This is a genomic window from Alteromonas sp. DY56-G5, from assembly GCF_041414725.1.
GTDB classification, from domain to species: Bacteria; Pseudomonadota; Gammaproteobacteria; order Enterobacterales; family Alteromonadaceae; genus Alteromonas; species Alteromonas macleodii.
This window is the reverse complement of sequence record NZ_JANHZQ010000007.1, coordinates 80,026-97,151: the sequence shown is the minus strand read 5'-3', so window position 1 is coordinate 97,151 and position 17,126 is coordinate 80,026. Positions and strand designations below refer to the sequence as shown.

At 44.9% G+C, this 17,126-nt stretch carries 18 protein-coding genes; 7 read left to right on the top strand and 11 right to left on the bottom strand.

The window, feature by feature from the left end; translation table 11 throughout:
* The first annotated feature begins 64 nt into the window (after positions 1 to 64).
* Together NO989_RS05455 and NO989_RS05450 are read left to right on the top strand one after the other, a co-directional pair.
* Positions 65 to 1,405: a HipA domain-containing protein gene (locus NO989_RS05455; protein ID WP_371342188.1), complete on the top strand. Its 1,341-nt coding sequence runs from the start codon at positions 65 to 67 to the stop codon at positions 1,403 to 1,405.
* The gene (locus NO989_RS05450) at positions 1,395 to 1,676 is read left to right on the top strand and encodes a helix-turn-helix transcriptional regulator (RefSeq protein WP_231506591.1); all 282 of its coding nucleotides are present in this window, start codon (positions 1,395 to 1,397) and stop codon (positions 1,674 to 1,676) included. Before NO989_RS05455 ends, NO989_RS05450 begins: the two co-directional genes overlap by 11 nt.
* 98 nt (positions 1,677 to 1,774) lie before the next feature.
* Here the strand turns inward: NO989_RS05450 and NO989_RS05445 are convergent, their stop codons facing one another.
* Complete coding sequence (locus tag NO989_RS05445; protein WP_156087296.1) at positions 1,775 to 2,638, bottom strand: YicC/YloC family endoribonuclease; 864 nt, start codon at positions 2,636 to 2,638, stop codon at positions 1,775 to 1,777.
* Between the two features lie 301 nt (positions 2,639 to 2,939).
* Between NO989_RS05445 and rph the strand changes: the two genes are divergently transcribed.
* From rph to tusA, 3 genes are read left to right on the top strand one after another with little or no spacing between them, the layout of a single operon-like run.
* Positions 2,940 to 3,653, top strand: a complete 714-nt coding sequence (gene rph, locus NO989_RS05440) for a ribonuclease PH (RefSeq protein ID WP_014951432.1) — start codon at positions 2,940 to 2,942, stop codon at positions 3,651 to 3,653.
* Between the two features lie 57 nt (positions 3,654 to 3,710).
* A complete protein-coding gene (pyrE, locus tag NO989_RS05435; RefSeq protein WP_371342186.1) occupies positions 3,711 to 4,352 on the top strand; it encodes an orotate phosphoribosyltransferase in 642 nt (213 codons plus the stop codon).
* On the top strand, positions 4,342 to 4,602 hold the full coding sequence (gene tusA, locus NO989_RS05430; RefSeq protein WP_014951430.1) for a sulfurtransferase TusA: 261 nt from the start codon (positions 4,342 to 4,344) through the stop codon (positions 4,600 to 4,602). The genes pyrE and tusA overlap by 11 nt, the downstream gene beginning before the upstream one ends.
* A 62-nt stretch (positions 4,603 to 4,664) precedes the next feature.
* Here tusA and NO989_RS05425 read toward each other — a convergent pair whose 3' ends face one another.
* The 6 genes from NO989_RS05425 to NO989_RS05400 all read right to left on the bottom strand — a co-directional run bounded on the left by NO989_RS05425 (position 4,665) and on the right by NO989_RS05400 (position 10,160).
* Positions 4,665 to 5,471 (bottom strand): DUF1206 domain-containing protein, encoded by an 807-nt coding sequence (locus tag NO989_RS05425; protein ID WP_371342184.1) that lies wholly within the window; start codon positions 5,469 to 5,471, stop codon positions 4,665 to 4,667.
* Positions 5,472 to 6,048: 577 nt separating this feature from the next.
* Positions 6,049 to 6,510 (bottom strand): hypothetical protein, encoded by a 462-nt coding sequence (locus NO989_RS05420; protein WP_156087294.1) that lies wholly within the window; start codon positions 6,508 to 6,510, stop codon positions 6,049 to 6,051.
* A 160-nt stretch (positions 6,511 to 6,670) separates the two neighbouring features.
* Positions 6,671 to 7,261: a YqaA family protein gene (locus tag NO989_RS05415; RefSeq protein ID WP_156087293.1), complete on the bottom strand. Its 591-nt coding sequence runs from the start codon at positions 7,259 to 7,261 to the stop codon at positions 6,671 to 6,673.
* Between the two features lie 25 nt (positions 7,262 to 7,286).
* Positions 7,287 to 8,579, bottom strand: a complete 1,293-nt coding sequence (locus NO989_RS05410) for an amidohydrolase family protein (RefSeq protein WP_156087292.1) — start codon at positions 8,577 to 8,579, stop codon at positions 7,287 to 7,289.
* Between the two features lie 149 nt (positions 8,580 to 8,728).
* Positions 8,729 to 9,313 carry a DUF1285 domain-containing protein gene (locus NO989_RS05405; RefSeq protein WP_156087291.1) on the bottom strand — a complete coding sequence of 195 codons (585 nt, stop codon included), beginning with the start codon at positions 9,311 to 9,313 and terminating at the stop codon, positions 8,729 to 8,731.
* Complete coding sequence (locus tag NO989_RS05400; protein WP_156087290.1) at positions 9,300 to 10,160, bottom strand: DUF3014 domain-containing protein; 861 nt, start codon at positions 10,158 to 10,160, stop codon at positions 9,300 to 9,302. Before NO989_RS05400 ends, NO989_RS05405 begins: the two co-directional genes overlap by 14 nt.
* Positions 10,161 to 10,541: 381 nt before the next feature.
* Here NO989_RS05400 and NO989_RS05395 point away from each other — a divergent pair, with 381 nt between their 5' ends.
* A complete protein-coding gene (locus tag NO989_RS05395) occupies positions 10,542 to 10,934 on the top strand; it encodes a hypothetical protein (protein ID WP_014951423.1) in 393 nt (130 codons plus the stop codon).
* A gap of 90 nt (positions 10,935 to 11,024) precedes the next feature.
* Entirely contained in the window at positions 11,025 to 11,333 is a 309-nt protein-coding gene (locus NO989_RS05390; protein ID WP_014951422.1) for a DUF6482 family protein, read from the top strand.
* Positions 11,334 to 11,507: 174 nt separating this feature from the next.
* Here the strand turns inward: NO989_RS05390 and NO989_RS05385 are convergent, their stop codons facing one another.
* From NO989_RS05385 to NO989_RS05370, 4 genes are all read right to left on the bottom strand, one after another.
* On the bottom strand, positions 11,508 to 12,875 hold the full coding sequence (locus NO989_RS05385) for an AarF/ABC1/UbiB kinase family protein (RefSeq protein WP_156087289.1): 1,368 nt from the start codon (positions 12,873 to 12,875) through the stop codon (positions 11,508 to 11,510).
* A gap of 375 nt (positions 12,876 to 13,250) precedes the next feature.
* Complete coding sequence (locus NO989_RS05380) at positions 13,251 to 13,670, bottom strand: hypothetical protein (protein WP_156087288.1); 420 nt, start codon at positions 13,668 to 13,670, stop codon at positions 13,251 to 13,253.
* A 283-nt stretch (positions 13,671 to 13,953) separates the two neighbouring features.
* Positions 13,954 to 14,538 carry a DUF6702 family protein gene (locus NO989_RS05375; protein WP_014977821.1) on the bottom strand — a complete coding sequence of 195 codons (585 nt, stop codon included), beginning with the start codon at positions 14,536 to 14,538 and terminating at the stop codon, positions 13,954 to 13,956.
* The gene (locus NO989_RS05370) at positions 14,528 to 16,990 is read right to left on the bottom strand and encodes a M1 family aminopeptidase (RefSeq protein ID WP_014980757.1); all 2,463 of its coding nucleotides are present in this window, start codon (positions 16,988 to 16,990) and stop codon (positions 14,528 to 14,530) included. Before NO989_RS05370 ends, NO989_RS05375 begins: the two co-directional genes overlap by 11 nt.
* Positions 16,991 to 17,126 lie beyond the last annotated feature (136 nt).

Below are 17,126 nucleotides of genomic sequence, written 5' to 3'. Positions count from 1 at the left end.
ACGGTAGATTTCTACCGAAATACTGCTAATGTTTAATATTTAACGGTAACAAACTACTGGATAAATGATGCAAACAGTCACACTGCAATTATTTAATCAAGGTCAATGGTGGGATGCTGCTACTCTGTGTTTCTCTGATGAGCGGCTCAATGCAAGTTGTTCGCTGTATTATGAGCATGAATATATTGCTAAGGTCGCAAGCTATGAGGTTAAAGATTGCTGGGCATGCTCCGTCAATGCGCCTATTAGCATTGTTCCTAAAGACTACCCTCATTGGCCAGCTCTGTTAGATGATATTTTGCCGGTGGGTAAGTCTCGAGATTGGTGGCTTAGTTATCTTAATGTCAGCCGCTCAGACGAGTTTCAGCAAAATTACGCACTGTTGACTAGTGCTTGTATGTCGCCCGTTGGTAACTTAAGAATAAAAGAAGCCGTACCGACAGAAGCTAATATCGACTCTCGCCGTTTTCCAATTGAGAACGTGATTTCATTGCAATATGACTTTTTAGAGTATGCTAATGAACAAGGCGCCGCAGTAGGAGGGGCGACAGGAGCTGGTGGTGTTGCACCAAAACTGCTACTCATGCTTGAAGATGATAATGTTTTCATTGATGGGGACTTTGCAGGTAAGCCGTTGACCGCCACACCTTATTTAACCAAGTTTGCTAGAAATAGACGCTCAGCTCGAGATAACAACATCTTAAAAGCTGAGGGCGTTTTTTATAAGGCGCTTTCGGAGATTCTGAAGGATACCAATGTTTCCACCATCAATGTTGAAAAGCTAAAAATATTAGAAGATAAACAAAGTGGCCAAGCTAGTTTATGGCTACCTCGCTTTGACGTCCGCATAGAAAGTGGTGTGGCTAGTCGTATTGGATTGGAAAGTATTTATTCAATCATTAATGCCGAGCCTGGCAGCTATCAAGATCATTTTGATGTGATGGAGACGGTGTGGCGAAGAATAAATTCTGCAACTCAGATGACGAAAAACGAATTTGCTAAGCAATATGTTGTTAGAGATTTTTTAAATATTGTCTTCGGTAACTCAGACAATCACGGCCGCAACATTTCATTTTTAAAATATGACGGCGATATTTGTTTTGCACCCATCTATGATTTTGCTCCTATGAAAGCCGATGAAGAAGGGATAACCCGTTTATTTAAGTGGGGGCGAAGTTGCGAAGTAGGTGGGCACGTTAATTTTTTAATCATTGCAGAGCAGCTTTCAGATTTTTGTGAGCCTAATGAAATAATTTTATTTTTGCGGCAACTGGCAGAAAAACTAATCGACTTGCCTGAGAGGTTGAAAAGATTGCGTTGCCCAGATGAGATATTGAATTTTCCGGCGATTGGTTTTAGTAACACTAAAACTAAGTTAGTTGCAATGGGAGTCTATGATGGTTAGGTTGACGGGCGAACAACGAAAAGAAATTTTAGCTCAGCTTGAAGATGATCTTGCAAACAATATTATCGGCATAGGCGAACTAGTAAAGCAGGTTCGTACCCAACTTTATGGCATGACCCAAACACAGTACGCGAAATTTATTAAAGTGTCTGATAAAACATTGCGCGATATCGAGAAAGGGAATACCGATCCTCGCGTATCGGTACTAAATAAAATTTTAGCGCCTGGTGGTTTTCAACTTTCTGTTCGATCAGTTCGCCGCGATATATAAAAATATCTTTGAGGTGCATCAAGCCATGGGGTTTCATAAGAAATAAAAAAGCCCAGTATGTCTGGGCTTTAGCGGAGGCTTTTGGACTCCAACGGATATTATTCTATATTCTGGATCTGTTCGCGCATCTGCTCAATCAGTACCTTAAGTTCAACCGCCGATTGTGTGATGTCGGTGCTGATAGACTTTGAACCTAACGTGTTCGATTCGCGGTTAAACTCCTGCATCATGAAATCAAGACGGCGGCCTACTGCTCCACCCTTTTGAAGGATATTGCGGGTTTCTTTAACGTGAGCATTCAGACGATCTAACTCTTCCGCCACATCTACTTTTTGCGCAAGCATGATCATTTCTTGTTCAAAACGGCCTGCATCAAGCTCTACCTTTGCTTCTTCAAAGCGGGTTTGCACTTTTTCTCGCTGCCACACCATGATTTCAGGCATACGTGCGGCCACTTTTTCAGCTTCCACTTCAATGGCATCTAGGCGCTGCGTGATCATACCTTTAAGGGCTTCCCCTTCGGTAGCGCGGGCACTAATAAAATCGTTAAGTGCTTGGTCGAACGCGGCCATTACGTCAGCGTGGATGGTGTCCATATCGGCTTCTTCCGCTGCAATTACCCCAGGCCAGCGCAAAACGTCTAGAGGGTTAACCCCTGTGGATTGGCCATGGGATTGCACCCAGTCAGCGGCGTGAAGCACTTGCTTAGCCAACTCTTCGTTTAAGCTTAGCTTAGTTACAGCAGCATCGTTGGCAGTAAAACGCAGCGCACATTCCACCTTACCTCGAGCTAGCTTTTTACGGAATCGCTCACGTAAAACCGGCTCCAATGAGCGAAACTGTTCCGGCAGGCGAAAGTAAGTTTCTAAAAAGCGTTGGTTGACCGAGCGTATTTCCCACACGGCTGAGCCCCACTCTTTTTTGGTTTCTACGCGCGCAAACGCTGTCATGCTGTAAATCATAAATATCCTTTAAATTTAACTAAAAGCCTGCAAAAACAACCCGAACGTCGTGTTGTATACGTGAATATCTACAGCAGGTTTTCTTGTATTTTGTATATTAGCGCACATTTACGTAATTCAATAAGCAAACATGTAAAGTTCGTTTTTAACGGCCGCGGGTATTGCGTTATACTTAGGCGCAATTTCGTAGCTACATCGAATTTATAGGTTTTGACCGCGAATGGGGCTTTCTATTCACATATCGCCAATCAAACCTGTAAAACGCTACCCTTTTTTAAGCACTTACGTTGTGGAGAACACTATGCGTCCAAGCGGCAGAACCGCCAGTCAAATTCGCCCTGTTACAATTACTCGCCAATACACTTGTCACGCAGAAGGCTCTGTTCTTGTAGAGTTTGGTAACACTAAGGTGTTGTGTAATGCGACGGTAGAAGAAGGTGTGCCACGCTTTATGAAGGGCCAAGGGAAAGGCTGGATTACAGCTGAGTACAGCATGCTTCCACGTGCTACCCATACGCGAAGCGGCCGTGAAGCGGCGCGCGGTAAACAAGGCGGGCGCACGTTAGAGATCCAGCGTCTAATTGCGCGTTCACTACGCGCAGCGGTAGATTTAAAACTTCTGGGTGAAAACACCATTACGTTAGACTGCGACGTTATTCAGGCCGACGGCGGTACGCGCACAGCGTCAATCACCGGTGCGTGTGTAGCTCTTGTTGATGCACTTACTTACATGCGTGCAAAAGGCATTATCAAAACTAACCCGCTTAAACATATGATAGCCGCCCTTTCAGTGGGTATTTACGAAGGTACACCAATCGCTGACCTTGAGTACACCGAAGACTCTGAGGCAGAGACAGATATGAACATCGTAATGACCGAAACCGGCAAGCTGATTGAAGTTCAAGGTACTGCAGAGGGCGAACCGTTCTCGTTTGAAGAGCTTGACGAGATGCTGAAAATTGGTAAGCACGGTTTACGTGAATTGTTCGACATTCAAAAAGCGGCGCTAGCGTAAGCGAGTCATCGGCACGTAGTTAGAACCAACGCGTAAATTAGAAATTAAGAGGTCATCATGAAAGCGTTTCAGCGAGATTTTATTGAGTTTGCCATTGAGCGTGGCGTACTGAAATTTGGCGAATTCACTTTAAAGTCAGGCCGCGTAAGCCCGTACTTTTTCAATGCAGGTTTGTTTAATCGCGGTGGCGATTTGGCTAAGTTGGGGCGTTTTTACGCTGATGCGTTAATGGACGCAGGCGTTGAGTTCGATGTACTTTTTGGTCCAGCCTATAAGGGCATTCCAATTGCGACAACAACAGCTGTTGCATTGGCAGATAGCCACGACCTTGATGTGCCTTATTGCTTCAACCGCAAAGAAGCGAAAACCCACGGTGAAGGCGGCAATCTAGTTGGCAGCCCACTAGAAGGTAAGGTTATGCTGGTGGATGACGTGATCACTGCGGGTACGGCTATTCGCGAATCGATGACCTTAATCGAGCAGCAGCAGGCTAGCTTGTCTGGCGTGCTGATTGCGCTAGACAGACAAGAGCGCGGTAATGGCGAACTGTCAGCTATTCAAGAGGTCGAGCGCGATTTTGGCACTCAGGTTATCTCTATTGTATCGCTTGCCGATGTCGTGGCTTATCTGACCGAGAAAGGCGGTTTTGATAATGAAATCAATGCTATTAACGCCTATCGTGAAAACTATGGCATCTGATTTTGACAGCGCATTTAGCGCGGCTAGTCAGCATTTAGATGCGCTAGGATTGCGTTGCCCAGAGCCAGTAATGATGGTGCGTCTGAATATTCGAAAGCTGGCCGATGGGGAAACTTTATCGGTCACGGCTGACGATCCCTCAACGGCCAGAGATATTCCTAGCTTTTGCCGCTTTATGGACCACACGCTGGTTGCGTCCCAAACCGAGACCATGCCTTACCAATACGTAATTAAGAAAGGGCGCGCTTGAGCGCCTTTTTTATATCGCGAATAACACTGTCGTAAAGAGTTAGACCACCCATTTACTTCACTTTACTCATCTACCTTTCTATATCTCGCTTCTAGTGCACAATAAAGTCCAAACATAATAAACCCAACGCCTACCCCAGCAATAAGGTAAGGTCCGAAAGGTTGCTCCATCAGTATTTCGAGGGCTTTTTGTAAGCCACCTGCCTCTGAAGGGTTACTCAGTAATGCGGCAATGACGAAGAAGCAACCCACTAAGCTGTACACTAAACCTCTTGCGGTGTAGCCCAAACGCCCGGTGATTTTGATACACCTTTTAACGAAAACGCTCAGTGAAGACATTGAAAACTTATCTAAGAAGTCAGACGTAAAAGCGTGCTTAAATTGCACAATAGCAAAAATAATAATGCATAAACCAATGGCGGCCACCAACAACAACCCCCATTCGTATTGCATTAGAAATTCACTAATTCTCTTTTCATTGTCTTGGGATGACTCGCTACTTCGTACCTCTAATAAAGTTTTGCCTCCCGCGTAAGCGGCAACGAGATAGAAGGCACCTGAAATAAAGAAGAACAGCTTATTGATAAAATGGACGAATATATTGTCGTCATTCGATTTCTCAGTAATTACAATCTGCAGCCAGCGCCAAAACGCATAGCACGCTAAACCCACGACGAGTATAGCTAAAAAAACCTGCCCAAGTGGCTGCTGCTTGAGTGTAATAAAGACATGGGATTGAGAGGCTTTTTCACGGTTTAGCGTGTTAACCACAGACGTGAGAATAAATGCCCCTAGCATAACGTACATCACAGTTTTTGCGCTGTATCCTACTCTTGCTGTTAGCTTTTTCCATTTAGATGAAGGCTCCACGGTGTCCTCTCATAGCTTGATTGCAAAATAAAATGTTAAGTTAATAATTTGCCTATCAAGTTACGTTCCGTTTTGCTATTTCCTTTAATCTTAGTGCAGAGTTAGCGCTCCGAACTCTCCGTTACAGCTTGAAGGAGCAGCTTTTGTAACATGCGTTTGCTATTTGCACAGGTACAGTGAATATCTGTCATGTGTAGCACTTCACCATTAAGCATTTTTTGAAGTACAGAAGCTCTAATACCAGTTCACACAGATAATTACTCACTCAGCGAGAGTTAAAATGTTCGTAATCGCGGCGTGTTACCGCAGGTATAGTGGTTCTACATCAAGGTGACACATCAAAGAGTACGAAGATTTTAAACTCGCCCTTCGGGAAGGTCTGGCAAGCTTCCTAGCTTCATTCTGGGAATTTGAAAGGGAACAGCCATTCCTGCATTCCCACGCTTTGCTAGGAAACTTGCCAGCGCCTTCTGAGTGGGTGATTATCTGTGCGGACTGGTATAAAACTTAAAGAGACAAAGCCGTCTTCGCTTGAAATTTGTTTCGACGCCATAACTATCTCCTTTATCTAAAGTATTTAATGCACGGCAAAAGAGGCAAGCTGTTTACTTGCTTGGGGGACATAACTTTGCTCAAGGGTATGCTGAATGGCCGCGATTAGCCTGCATATAGAAGGATTGGTGGCATGCAGGGGTAATATGGCAATAAGCTGTTGCTGACATTCTTGCAAAATAGCGTGAGATTCTCGCTTCCTATGTTCTTCGGCAAGCAGAGAAGATAAGTACATTCCCATGGTGGAAAAGGCGAGTACGTCTTCTTGAACTACACTGACTTTCTGCGAAGAGGTTGGCTGAAGTGCATTAAGGATAACCTTTGCGGCCTCAAAGGTTTGATAGCCTAACTCTCTCGCATAATCCAATCTGCCCTGTTGATGGGCTTGCTGCGTCTGCGCTTGCATAGCATAGCGATACTGTCGCGCATTTGAAGGGTTTAGCTGTAGCCACTTTTTATAAACCGGGCACAGTCGCTGAACATTCATATAAGCACCTCCTGTTTTCTATTACACTGGTGCAAATAAGAATCATTATCAAATGTAAAGTTCAAAAAATCTATCAGGTTAATTTAAAATTTGGGTTCCATCTATTGTGATTTATCGCCTACCCCATTGGTAAGCGTATATAAAGAAAAGGAATTTTGGTTTACTGGCTGAGTAAATTTGACAGCCACCATATTAGAAGAACCGCAGCTGTGATAGCAATAACCGCTTTCATTTTGTAGCGCTTAATGAGCTGCTCAGCTTTGTCTCCTGCGTAATAGACCACGGCTGCGAGTCCGAAATAGCGAATTGAACGTGCAATAACAGTAGCTAAAAGAAAAAGTGGAAGTGAGTATTGGGTTGCACCTGCTGCGAGCATCGCAACCTGAAAAGGAATAGGGGCAATACCTAAGGTCATTACGAACCAAAAACCTTGGTTTTGCATCTGCTGTTTTACATTGTCGAATTGGTCTTGGCTAAAAAAAGTATCTATAAGCCACTGACCAACCATATCGAAGAGGTAGTAACCAAGGGCATAGCCGAAGACTGCGCCAATCACACAGCCTACGGTGGCCATTAATGCAATTTGCCAAAGTGACTCCCGTCTTGCTTGCATTAGTGGCACCATTACGGCTTCTAGTGGTATAGGAACAATAGTTGATTCTAAAAATGAGGCAAGAGTGATGCCCTTTAACATATGCTTAGAATCGACAAGCTTTTTGGTTTTGTGCTTAACCTTTTTACCTAGTTCCATGTAATCTCTACCACTTTATTTTTCTCTACTGCTTGTAAACAACTCCGTCTTTCATGACAAAAGACACGCTTTCCATAAGCGATATATCGTCAAGCGGGTTGCCTTGAACCGCGACAATGTCAGCCAGTTTTCCTTCTTCTAGGGTGCCAAGAATATCGCTTATGCCTAGTAAGCTCGCGCTATTCACGGTAGCACTAAGCAGAGCGTCAGAAGGCTTCATACCCGCTTCAACCATTAAAGAGAACTCTTGCGCATTGTCGCCGTGGGCTGATACACCACTGTCTGTACCAAAAGCAATTTTTACGCCTGCTTTATGCGCTTGTTCAAACGTATTTTGGATAAGCGGACCGATAGCGGCCGCTTTCGGGCGTACTAACTCTGGAAAGAAACCATCAATTTTAGCTTTGTCTGCTACGAACTTTCCTGCCAGTATTGTTGGCACATAGTAGGTGCCGTGCTTCTTCATTAATGTGCGAATTTCGTCGTCCATATAAGTGCCGTGTTCAATAGAGTCCACACCGGCTTCAATAGCCCGCTTCATGCCTTCTTTCCCATGAGCATGCACTGCTACTGTCATACCGTAGTCTTTTGCCGTTTCAACAATTGCTTCTAGTTCATCGGTCATGAACTGCGGGTTTTGGCCGCTTTTGGCAACGCTTAATACACCGCCGGTTGCCGTAATTTTGATCAAGTCCGCGCCATCTTGGTAACGAGTCCTTACTGCCTCTCGCGCTTCAGCTTCGCCATTAACCACTCCTTGCTTAGGGCCTACATCCGGGCGAAGTAAATGAGATAAGCCGTTACTTGGGTCGGCATGTCCACCTGTAGTAGCAATAGATTTAGCAACGGTATAAATACGCGGGCCTGTTGCATAGCCTTTACTAATAGCGTTCCTTAGCGCAACGGTTTCGTTGTAACCATCCCCTAAGTTGCGAACCGTGGTGAAGCCCGAATCTAACGTAATCTTAGCGTAGTTCGCTGCCCGTAATGCATAGTCGGCTTCATTTAGTGAAAAGCGCTCCAGATACGTTTGTGGACCACCATGTTGAGAAGACAAATGAACATGCATGTCCATCAGACCTGGCATAACGGTTGACGTCTTCAAGTCGATGACAGTATCGCCTTCTTGGGCTTCAGCAAACCCCTTTTTTACCGCTTTGATCTTGTTGTCTTCAACAACAATAGTCACATTTTCCTGAAGAGAGTTTGATGTGCCAGTAAACACTTTTCCTGCATGAATCAGCGTGTCGGCTACAGTGGAAAAGGGCGATGAGAGTAAGGCACTGGCAACGGCCAGCGTAAACAGAGGCTTGTTCATGATATAGGTCTTCTTGTTGATTGTTTTATAGACTATATCGAATGTAATGCAGTCAGAGGTATAACGCAAAACAAAGCGCTGTTAACGGTGCTTTATTGAAGATGAATTACGTTTTGATATGTTCGAAGAGACAGAAGCAGCAAAGTAGGCTAGTTGCTTACTTCACCTAAAATAAAGGTGATGCCGTTTGACTGAATACTAAATTGCGTGCCGGCTTCATCCGGTTTTTCATCAGCTTGTTCAAGCAGTTGATAATAGGCATTTTGATGTAGTCTTGCCCACAAGTTTCTGCGAACGCATAGGTAGGGAATGGGCGTTGCCTCTGGATCTTGTATGGCTTTAGGCGGAACGCGAAGTTCGAGCTGATCAGCTCGCTCTAACCTTACGATGTCGCCCGTTTGTGTGGTAAACACATAGGTGCTGTCACTCGCTGATTCACCCTCTTCCCTATGCCATTGAGTTACAAGAAAAGGTGTGTCTTCAACGGTAATGCCTACTTTCTCTACGGGAGTAACTAAGAAGTACTTGTCACCTTCCCGCTTTAATACCGAAGCAAAAATCTGAACTAAGCTTGCGCGCCCAATAGGACTGCCTTCATAAAACCATCTTCCATCAAGCGCTATAGTTAGATTAATGTCACCGCAAAAATCGGGGTTCCATTGTTCAACAGGAGGTAAAGGGCGCGCTTTTGACGACGTGCCCTTAAGCTGCTGTTGAAATCTAGTTAGATCCACGCTCTTCAACCAATACTTTTAGTTCGCGTAGCTTTGCCTTTATGCGACGCATGTTATCTGGGCCAGTACGAAGAAGTTGTTTCTGTGGCTCGTTTAAACTCTCTAGACGATCATCAGCATACTTGAAGGCGACCGAGTCGGTGTAAACCTCTACAGGAACCGGCACTTCAGGTGTATCAAGAAGCTGATCAATCGCTTCAAGCAATACGCTGTTGAAATCTTGGTCAGGGCTTCCAATTTCGGCGTACTTCGCCTGAATATCGTCTTTATAAATACCGTATATGTTAAGCAGTGCTTCGTTATTGAATGACTCCAACATATCTACGTATGGTGTATAACGTTTATAGCTTGCTGCATCAATCCATTGCTTGCCTGCTTGAGAGTATACGCGGAAGTTCTGCTCAGGTGACGTTAGTAACTGGTGATTAGGCGCCATTTCATCATTTGCTAGATTCGTAACCGACACCACAAAGCGTTGAATTAGACCTTCATCAACCAGCATGCGGTTAACGGTTTCTTCGCTCGCAGACGAACTCTCAATAAGTGAAGCTTTCACCGCAGGATCGCTGGTATCCAGAGGTTCCGGTTCTGGTTCAACTGGCTCTGGAAGCGGCTCAACCTCGTCTTTTTCCTCAAGCTCTACTGTTGGGGCTGGCTGAGTAGGCTCAAATACTTCAGGTTCTTCTGGCGTAGTCACTTCAGGTTCGGTCACTTCGGGCTCAGGAGTAACTACAGGCTCAGGCTCATCGTCGCTGGGCCAAAACACAACAGCCAGAATAACAACAAGAAGGATGCCTACAATGATAATGTGTGGGCCTAACGATTTCTTTTCCGACGATTCGCTCATAATGACTCCGCTACAAAACTATCCTTTTGGTAATACTACCAGAGATAACACCCAAATTTAGAAAATCAATCAAGAGAAATGTTCCCTTAGATTGTAAATTCCTTATTTTGAACACTTTTTAACGTAAAAAAGTCACTTTCCGATTTCTTTTTATACAAATTTAGTGGAAAACCCTCATTTTTTCTTCTCATTCACATTCGATATTATGTAAATGCAAAAATAATTTTAAAACAAATGTTTAACAAATTGGGTTTGTGTACTAATGTGTTGATTAGTCATTGAAAAGCAAATGCTAGCTCGTTGTTATCTATAATAATTAATGAATATTTCGAGCCTCACGACCCCGTTTCAACTTAAATGTGCCCTTATAGGATAATTAGCGTGAGTAAGTTTAGACAGTATCACCCCAAATTACACCGAGCAGTAAAACGCTACAGTGTTATGCAGCATCTAATCATGCTGGGAGTAATGCTTTATCTCCTTCTAAATATCAATAACTTGTCAACCAAGCATCAGATCATTGCTGTGGCGACTGTCATTGTTATGAGTATACAAAATGGCTTTATACTGTCTAAAGCGAAAGTCGCTTTAGCTGTTGAAGGCCCTAGGTTGCTGGTATTTCCATTACTATGGATTGCTTCTGGAATGGGAACGGCGGCGTTCCTATACAGTGCCTGCTCTCTTGCATCCTTACTGGTGTTGGCAAATGCAGTACGGTTTAAAAACCACCGACCTCCGCTAGATCTATCTAATGAACCTGAGCACCTTGCCTAACGTATATATTCTGCTTTTTCGCCCTAACTTCCGTCATTAAATAAGAATATAGGGCGTGCAAGGTGCATACTTAGTTCATGAGGTAGAAAAATGCAGAAGTTCTATTTTCGAGATATTGAAGAGTCGCCAACCGCGATAGATTATCTGGAAGTTCAGTCGTATGAGATGAATGTTTACCTGGTTTATCTCACTATCGGCAGTCAAAGTGGCATGCTTTACGACAACAAAGATAAGCCCATGCGTTTTTTTAGTGCTGGCCACATTCGCGAAGCCTTCGCGCATTGTCATGTTCAGCAGGCGGTAATGAAGCACGATACGCCTTACGATGAAATGATTGGCAACCCGCCAAAAAGCAAAGAGCAGATGGCGTTACCGTTCAGCATGGATTTGCCTTATTAGACTGTTGTGCGAGTGCTATACGCTTTTGAAGTGGGTCCTATTTGAGTTCTGTAAGGTCGCAGAGCAACGTTTTAACAGTAAAACATGGCATAGCACCGCAAAACCGGTATAAACGATATATAAGCTGCGTAATAAGTAGTTTCTTATTCGCTTAACACACCAACGAAGTGTAGGTTATAGATTCAGCCATGTACCTGCAGCCTTTCGCATATCTACTTTAGCTTTCAATCGTTTAGCCAACAGAAATAAGCCACCTAGCTTCCTGTGTATAAACAGGGCATCTACTGGCGGCGTATGCCAAAAATTATGCTCCATAGTCAGCGCCATTCCCTTTTCGTGAAGCCTTGCAATAAGATCGCTTTGTCCAAAGTCATAAGCGCCCTCGCAGCGAATCGCTTCACACGCCTCCATACCAATGTTTATGACGGCGTCGACTTGCGTTTGAGAGTGGCTTTCGTCAATTAATCCTATGCGAAACGCGGCTTGCTGCATCATCGCTCTATCGTTGGCTGCGGCGCTGTTGAGTAACGCTTGATACTGGGCTGAAATGGCGTCAGGCACATCTCGTGTAGCACCAAAATCTAACAGAACGATTTCTTTTGTATCGGGTTTAAACTGATAGTTGGCTAAGTTAGGGTCGCTCTGCAGCAGCTTAAAATGAAAAATTTCATTAAAAAATAAAGTCATTAGCGCCGTCATCACAGCATCTCGGACGTCCTGAGGCTCATTTAATAGCGCATCTAAGTCTTGCGCCTCTATAAAATCCATCGCTAACACGGTACTGGTGGTAAGGGGAGCAAAGGTTTGCGGAATGACAAACGCCTTATTCCCTTTGCATAGGATGTCGGTGCTTTCAACCAGCGCGCGATAACGGTTGAGCATGTCAGCTTCTCGCACGTAATCAGCTTCTTGGTGAAGCTGTGCTTTCGCTTCTTGTAAAAGCGGGTTGATATCTAATGATTTGGGTACCAAGCCAGTAAGTTTTATAAGTGTAGCTACGTTGTCTACATCGCTATCTATGCTTTTTTTCACGCCAGGATACTGCACTTTTACTGCTAACATCCGACCGTCCATCGTAATGACTTTATGCACCTGGCCAATAGAGGCCGCAGCTATAGGGGCAAAGGAAAAGTAAAGTAAGTCATCTTGCCATTTTTCACCCCAAGACTGATTCAACGTGGCAATTAGCTGGTCTTTTGGCATCGGGTCAGCGTCGTCCCGTAATCGCCCTAGAATTACCGCAAGCTCTTCTGGGAGAAAATCTCCTGCATCCATTGAAATAAGCTGCCCGAGCTTCATAGCTGCACCACGCATACTGGCAAGCTGATCTGCAATGTTTGAAATGTTTTTGGGCGTTAAGAGCAGCGAAGACAACGCGGGCTTCTCGCCCTTTAACAGTTGTCCTGCACCTTGTGATACTACGTTACCTGCAATTCTACCTGCCAGTGAGCCCAAGCGGCCTATGCGCGATAAACGCGACGACGGTACCGCTCTACTAGAACGGGTTGGTGATTCAGCGGATTTATTGGGCTTCTCTGCCATAGGCTCACTCAGTTTTATTAAAGGCGAAGGGTAACGTTTGGTTTGTTATTGTCTAAACATAACCTAAAAATGTAACTAGAGTTTATAAATTATACTGTCGGACAAAACGTCTGGATCGGGTTTCCAGCCAAAAGTCATTGAGGACCTGTTGACCATTGCTGTACATCAAAGATCAACAGGACTTAATGTTTAGGAAGTGAGGTTGCCAACAGGGCGATCAACGGATAAGACAGCTGTTTAAACAGAATTCTGATTTAAAAGCCGCGTTTAGATTGCCCATATTGTACTTAAAAGAAATGTGTACTTGCCGTTCCTAGTCGCTCAGCGGTTTCTTACTAGGCGAGTTGTACAAGGCAATTGTATAAACACTGTGTGCTAGATTATCTGTGAAATAAATTGAATCACTAGTCCAACAACGCTTCCATAAGCAAACCCAGCCCAGCCACTTGTCGCTCTATAACGCCAAAGTGCTGCACCAAAAAAGCCACACCAAAGCATGGCAGAATAGGTGGAAACAAGGCCGCCGCCCATCCCTGTATCTGGCAAAAACAGCATGACGACAAAAGTTAGCGCCATTGCGCCACTTAACAGCACCCACATGATATTTTTCTTATCTGCGAACGCATTGTTTTGTTCGACGTTCTTTGCATCGGCATCTTGCGTTTGCTGTGCATTTTCTGCTTGAACAGCGCACTGAGCTGCTTTGGATGCACGTAGTTTTCGTGCACTACGCTCACTTCTTGATTGGGGTTTCTTGACCTGTGAAGGCAACGGTGATGCAGCGCTATGGGTCATGATGTACCTCATTAACTGAATTTAGTAACTGTTTATCCATAGTTAAGGTAGAGCATGCATGCCAAGATGACTATACGACTTCGGTCTCACACGACAATTAGAAAACGTGTTTTAGATTTTCCCTATTCTAATGCGGCGCTCGAATTAGAGGGGGTAAAGGCTCAGGTAGGCATGCATTATCTACAAGAACACCGTGAAGCACGCAAACAAAAAAGCCCACCCGCAATCACTGCCGTTTGACAAGGAATGCGGGTGGGCTTTCACAAACTTATACCGTTAGGTATTAGTGATGGTCGCTATTTTGGCTTTTGAAGCTTACTTCCAGCAAATTTACGCTATCAGCAAAGGTCAGGGTTTTGATATCACCCTTGCCTTCTACATTTAGTGTATTCACTTGTTTTGGCCACAAGTCACGCAATGCATCATGGCGAATTTTAATGCCTTCAAGTACAGGCGGCTCAGCAGTTTCCTGATAAACCCAAAAGTGCTTACCTTCAACTTCAAAGCCAACATCAGCAAGCTTTAATGGCTCGCCTGCTGCATTTAAAATTGCAAAGTGGTGGGCGACGTAATCAGCGAATTGTTGCTGCGTTTCTATGTCGTCCATAATATCTGCGTGCTTGTCGAACAACGCCTTAACCGCGTGTTCAGCATCGTGCAAATTAAAGCGGTGCATCACCTCAATATTTTCTGTTCTAGGATTGAACAGTACCGTGGTAATTGCTGCTTTTATTTGATGCGCTTGGGCTGCAGTGCTGTACGACATTGCGCTAACTAATAGCGCAGCCGTAATTGCGAATGCACTTACGCTTGCAAGCAGAGCATGCGCGCTCTGCTGCAAGCGAGCCAAAGACAACTTATTCGTCATCTTTGTCCTCGTCGTCGGTTTTCAGTTCGGTCTTTGAGTCGTGCATAAGGTCGCGGTACTCGTAAGTGTTACGCGGCTTATTCTTATACGCTTCAATACGCGAAGGAATGATACGACGCGGGTAGTGGTTATTTTCCACATCTACGTCTGCTGTTTCCCAGTGTGGATCAACGGTTACGCTTACCAGCTCTTTGTCTTTGTCGGTAACAATAAGCTTGCTTACGGCTTTAGGTGTACGACGCCAGATTTCCGCAGGAATACGCATTTCTTCTTTCGTGCCGTCTTCAAACGTTAGTTCAAGAATGATTGGCATCACCAACCCACCCTTGTTGCTGAAATCTAGCACGTAGTAGTTTTTGTCTTCTTTCACCGCACGCTCAAACGCTTTACGCTCCCAAGGCTCAAGATCTTTCAAGAATTTCTTGTACTTGTTGCGCTCTTTGTTAGTTACGGTGTAACGATCGTTTTCGTCGTAGAAGTCACTGATATCTTCAAAGCGATCTACCCAAAGCTTTTTACCTTCTTCTTTATTGCGAAGGTCGGTAAGTGACTTTGGTTTTTCCATTTCTGCTTCGCGCTCGCGAGCAAAATCGATATCTGGATCTTCAGTGTCTAAACGAAGCTTGTATACGCTGTCTAGGCTAATATCTACATGGTCTGTGGTGTAAAACCAACCACGCCAGAACCAGTCTAGATCAACGCCTGAGGCTTCTTCCATGGTGCGGAAGAAATCTGAAGGTGTGGGACGCTTGAACATCCAACGCTGTGCGTACTCTTTAAATGCAAAGTCAAACAGCTCACGGCCAAGAATGGTTTCGCGAAGAATGTTAAGCGCTACTGCAGGCTTGGTATAGGCATTTGGGCCAAGGCGAAGTACTGAGTCAGACTGGGTCATAATTGGCACCTGTGTCTGAGACTTCATGTAGCCAGTGATATCACGTGGCTCAACGCCCCAAGGGATCGTAGGATCCCACTCGCGACCGGCAACGCCGTCTAGGAAGCTGTTCAGACCTTCATCCATCCATGTCCACTGGCGCTCGTCAGAGTTAACGGTCATAGGGAAATAGATATGACCCACTTCGTGAATAACTACGCCAATAAGGAAACGTTTCTCAGCAAGCGAGTAAGTGCGTGAACCATCGTCACGAAGCTCTGTACGCGGACCGTTAAAGGTGATCATGGGGTATTCCATGCCGCCAACGGGTCCATTTACTGATTGGGCTACTGGGTATGGGTAATCGAAGCTAAAGCGGCTATAAACATCCATGGTGTGGATGATTGATTCTGTAGAATACTTCTGCCATAGCTCGCCACCTTCTTTCGGGTAGAAAGACATGGCCATTACCAATGGTTGAGTGTCACCGCCTTGCTGATAACCACGCGCATCCCACGCAAATTTACGCGAAGAGGCCCATGCAAAGTCACGTACGTTTTCTGCCTTAAAGGTCCAAGTTTTAAGCTTAGTCGTGCCTTCTTTTTCGTTCTCAATCGCTTCTTCTGGTGAAACGATGAATACGATACGGTCAGCTTTTTCTGCCTTTTTCAGGCGGTCACGCTGTGTTTTAGTTAACACGTCTTTCGGGTTTTGAAGCACACCCGTTGACGATACGATGTGGTCAGCAGGAACCGTAATATCTACTTCGTAGTTACCGAACTCTAGCGTGAACTCACCACGGCCAATAAATTCTTTATTAGTCCATGCTTCGTAGTCGGTGTATGCAGCTAGGCGTGGGAACCACTGTGCTAGCAAGAAGATGTCGTTACCACCTTCACGTTCGTCATCAGGGAAGTGCTCGTAACCTGCACGTGCTGAAACAGCGTCTTCTTCAACAATGTTAAACGCAAAATCGATATCAAACGTAACTTTGCTGCCTGGCTTCAACGGTTGAGCCAAGTCAACACGCATTAAGGTGCCAACTACTGTGTGACGTAAGTCGTTGCCCGCTTTGTCTTCAACACGAGAAATGGTATAGCCCAGCTCGTTGTCGTCAACAAACTGCTGACGGCGCAATGCACCCATGCTTAGCTTAGCTGGCGCATCGCCGCTAGCAGCTTGCGTACCCGGCCCGCGGTTACCGATACCGCCAAACGTGGTAGTAAGCGCAGACATTGAATCGTCGCGGAATTTGTTTTGGTCAAGCTGGATCCACAAGTACTTAAGCGTGTCTGGCGCGTTGTTGTGGTAAGTAATGGTTTCGCTTGCTTCAATGCGGCGTTTGTCTTCAAGTAGCTTTACGTCAATATCGTAATCTACTTGTTGTTGCCAATATTGGTGGCCTGGCTCACCAGCGGCGTTACGGTATACGTTTGGAGTAGGAAGAACTTCGTCCAGCTGACGGAATTTATCTTCGAAATCGCCTTTAGTTTGTTTAATAGCGGCGGTACTAGGAAGAGAAATCAGCATAGACAACACTGGCGCTAGCCAGAAAAAGTGTCGTTTTGCGGTGCTCATGCAGGTTCCTTGCAACTTGTAAGTTAGAATTGTTATAAGATAACACCGCCTAGTATATAAGTATGCCTGTCACAATCCAATTTTTTGACCGTAAACTAACCATGTTTTAACGCAAAAAAACTGTAACAGATCGTTT

Bases quoted from the DNA above. Each gene is read 5' to 3' on its own strand.
- NO989_RS05400 (WP_156087290.1), bottom strand. From the start codon at position 10,160: ATGAGCGAATCGTCGGAAAAGAAATCGTTAGGCCCACACATTATCATT.
- NO989_RS05390 (WP_014951422.1), top strand. From the start codon at position 11,025: ATGCAGAAGTTCTATTTTCGAGATATTGAAGAGTCGCCAACCGCGATA.
- NO989_RS05410 (WP_156087292.1), bottom strand. From the start codon at position 8,579: ATGAACAAGCCTCTGTTTACGCTGGCCGTTGCCAGTGCCTTACTCTCA.
- NO989_RS05375 (WP_014977821.1), bottom strand. From the start codon at position 14,538: ATGACGAATAAGTTGTCTTTGGCTCGCTTGCAGCAGAGCGCGCATGCT.
- rph (WP_014951432.1), top strand. From the start codon at position 2,940: ATGCGTCCAAGCGGCAGAACCGCCAGTCAAATTCGCCCTGTTACAATT.
- pyrE (WP_371342186.1), top strand. From the start codon at position 3,711: ATGAAAGCGTTTCAGCGAGATTTTATTGAGTTTGCCATTGAGCGTGGC.
- tusA (WP_014951430.1), top strand. From the start codon at position 4,342: ATGGCATCTGATTTTGACAGCGCATTTAGCGCGGCTAGTCAGCATTTA.
- NO989_RS05385 (WP_156087289.1), bottom strand. From the start codon at position 12,875: ATGGCAGAGAAGCCCAATAAATCCGCTGAATCACCAACCCGTTCTAGT.
- NO989_RS05370 (WP_014980757.1), bottom strand. From the start codon at position 16,990: ATGAGCACCGCAAAACGACACTTTTTCTGGCTAGCGCCAGTGTTGTCT.
- NO989_RS05415 (WP_156087293.1), bottom strand. From the start codon at position 7,261: ATGGAACTAGGTAAAAAGGTTAAGCACAAAACCAAAAAGCTTGTCGAT.
- NO989_RS05380 (WP_156087288.1), bottom strand. From the start codon at position 13,670: ATGACCCATAGCGCTGCATCACCGTTGCCTTCACAGGTCAAGAAACCC.
- NO989_RS05455 (WP_371342188.1), top strand. From the start codon at position 65: ATGATGCAAACAGTCACACTGCAATTATTTAATCAAGGTCAATGGTGG.
- NO989_RS05445 (WP_156087296.1), bottom strand. From the start codon at position 2,638: ATGATTTACAGCATGACAGCGTTTGCGCGCGTAGAAACCAAAAAAGAG.
- NO989_RS05420 (WP_156087294.1), bottom strand. From the start codon at position 6,510: ATGAATGTTCAGCGACTGTGCCCGGTTTATAAAAAGTGGCTACAGCTA.
- NO989_RS05450 (WP_231506591.1), top strand. From the start codon at position 1,395: ATGATGGTTAGGTTGACGGGCGAACAACGAAAAGAAATTTTAGCTCAG.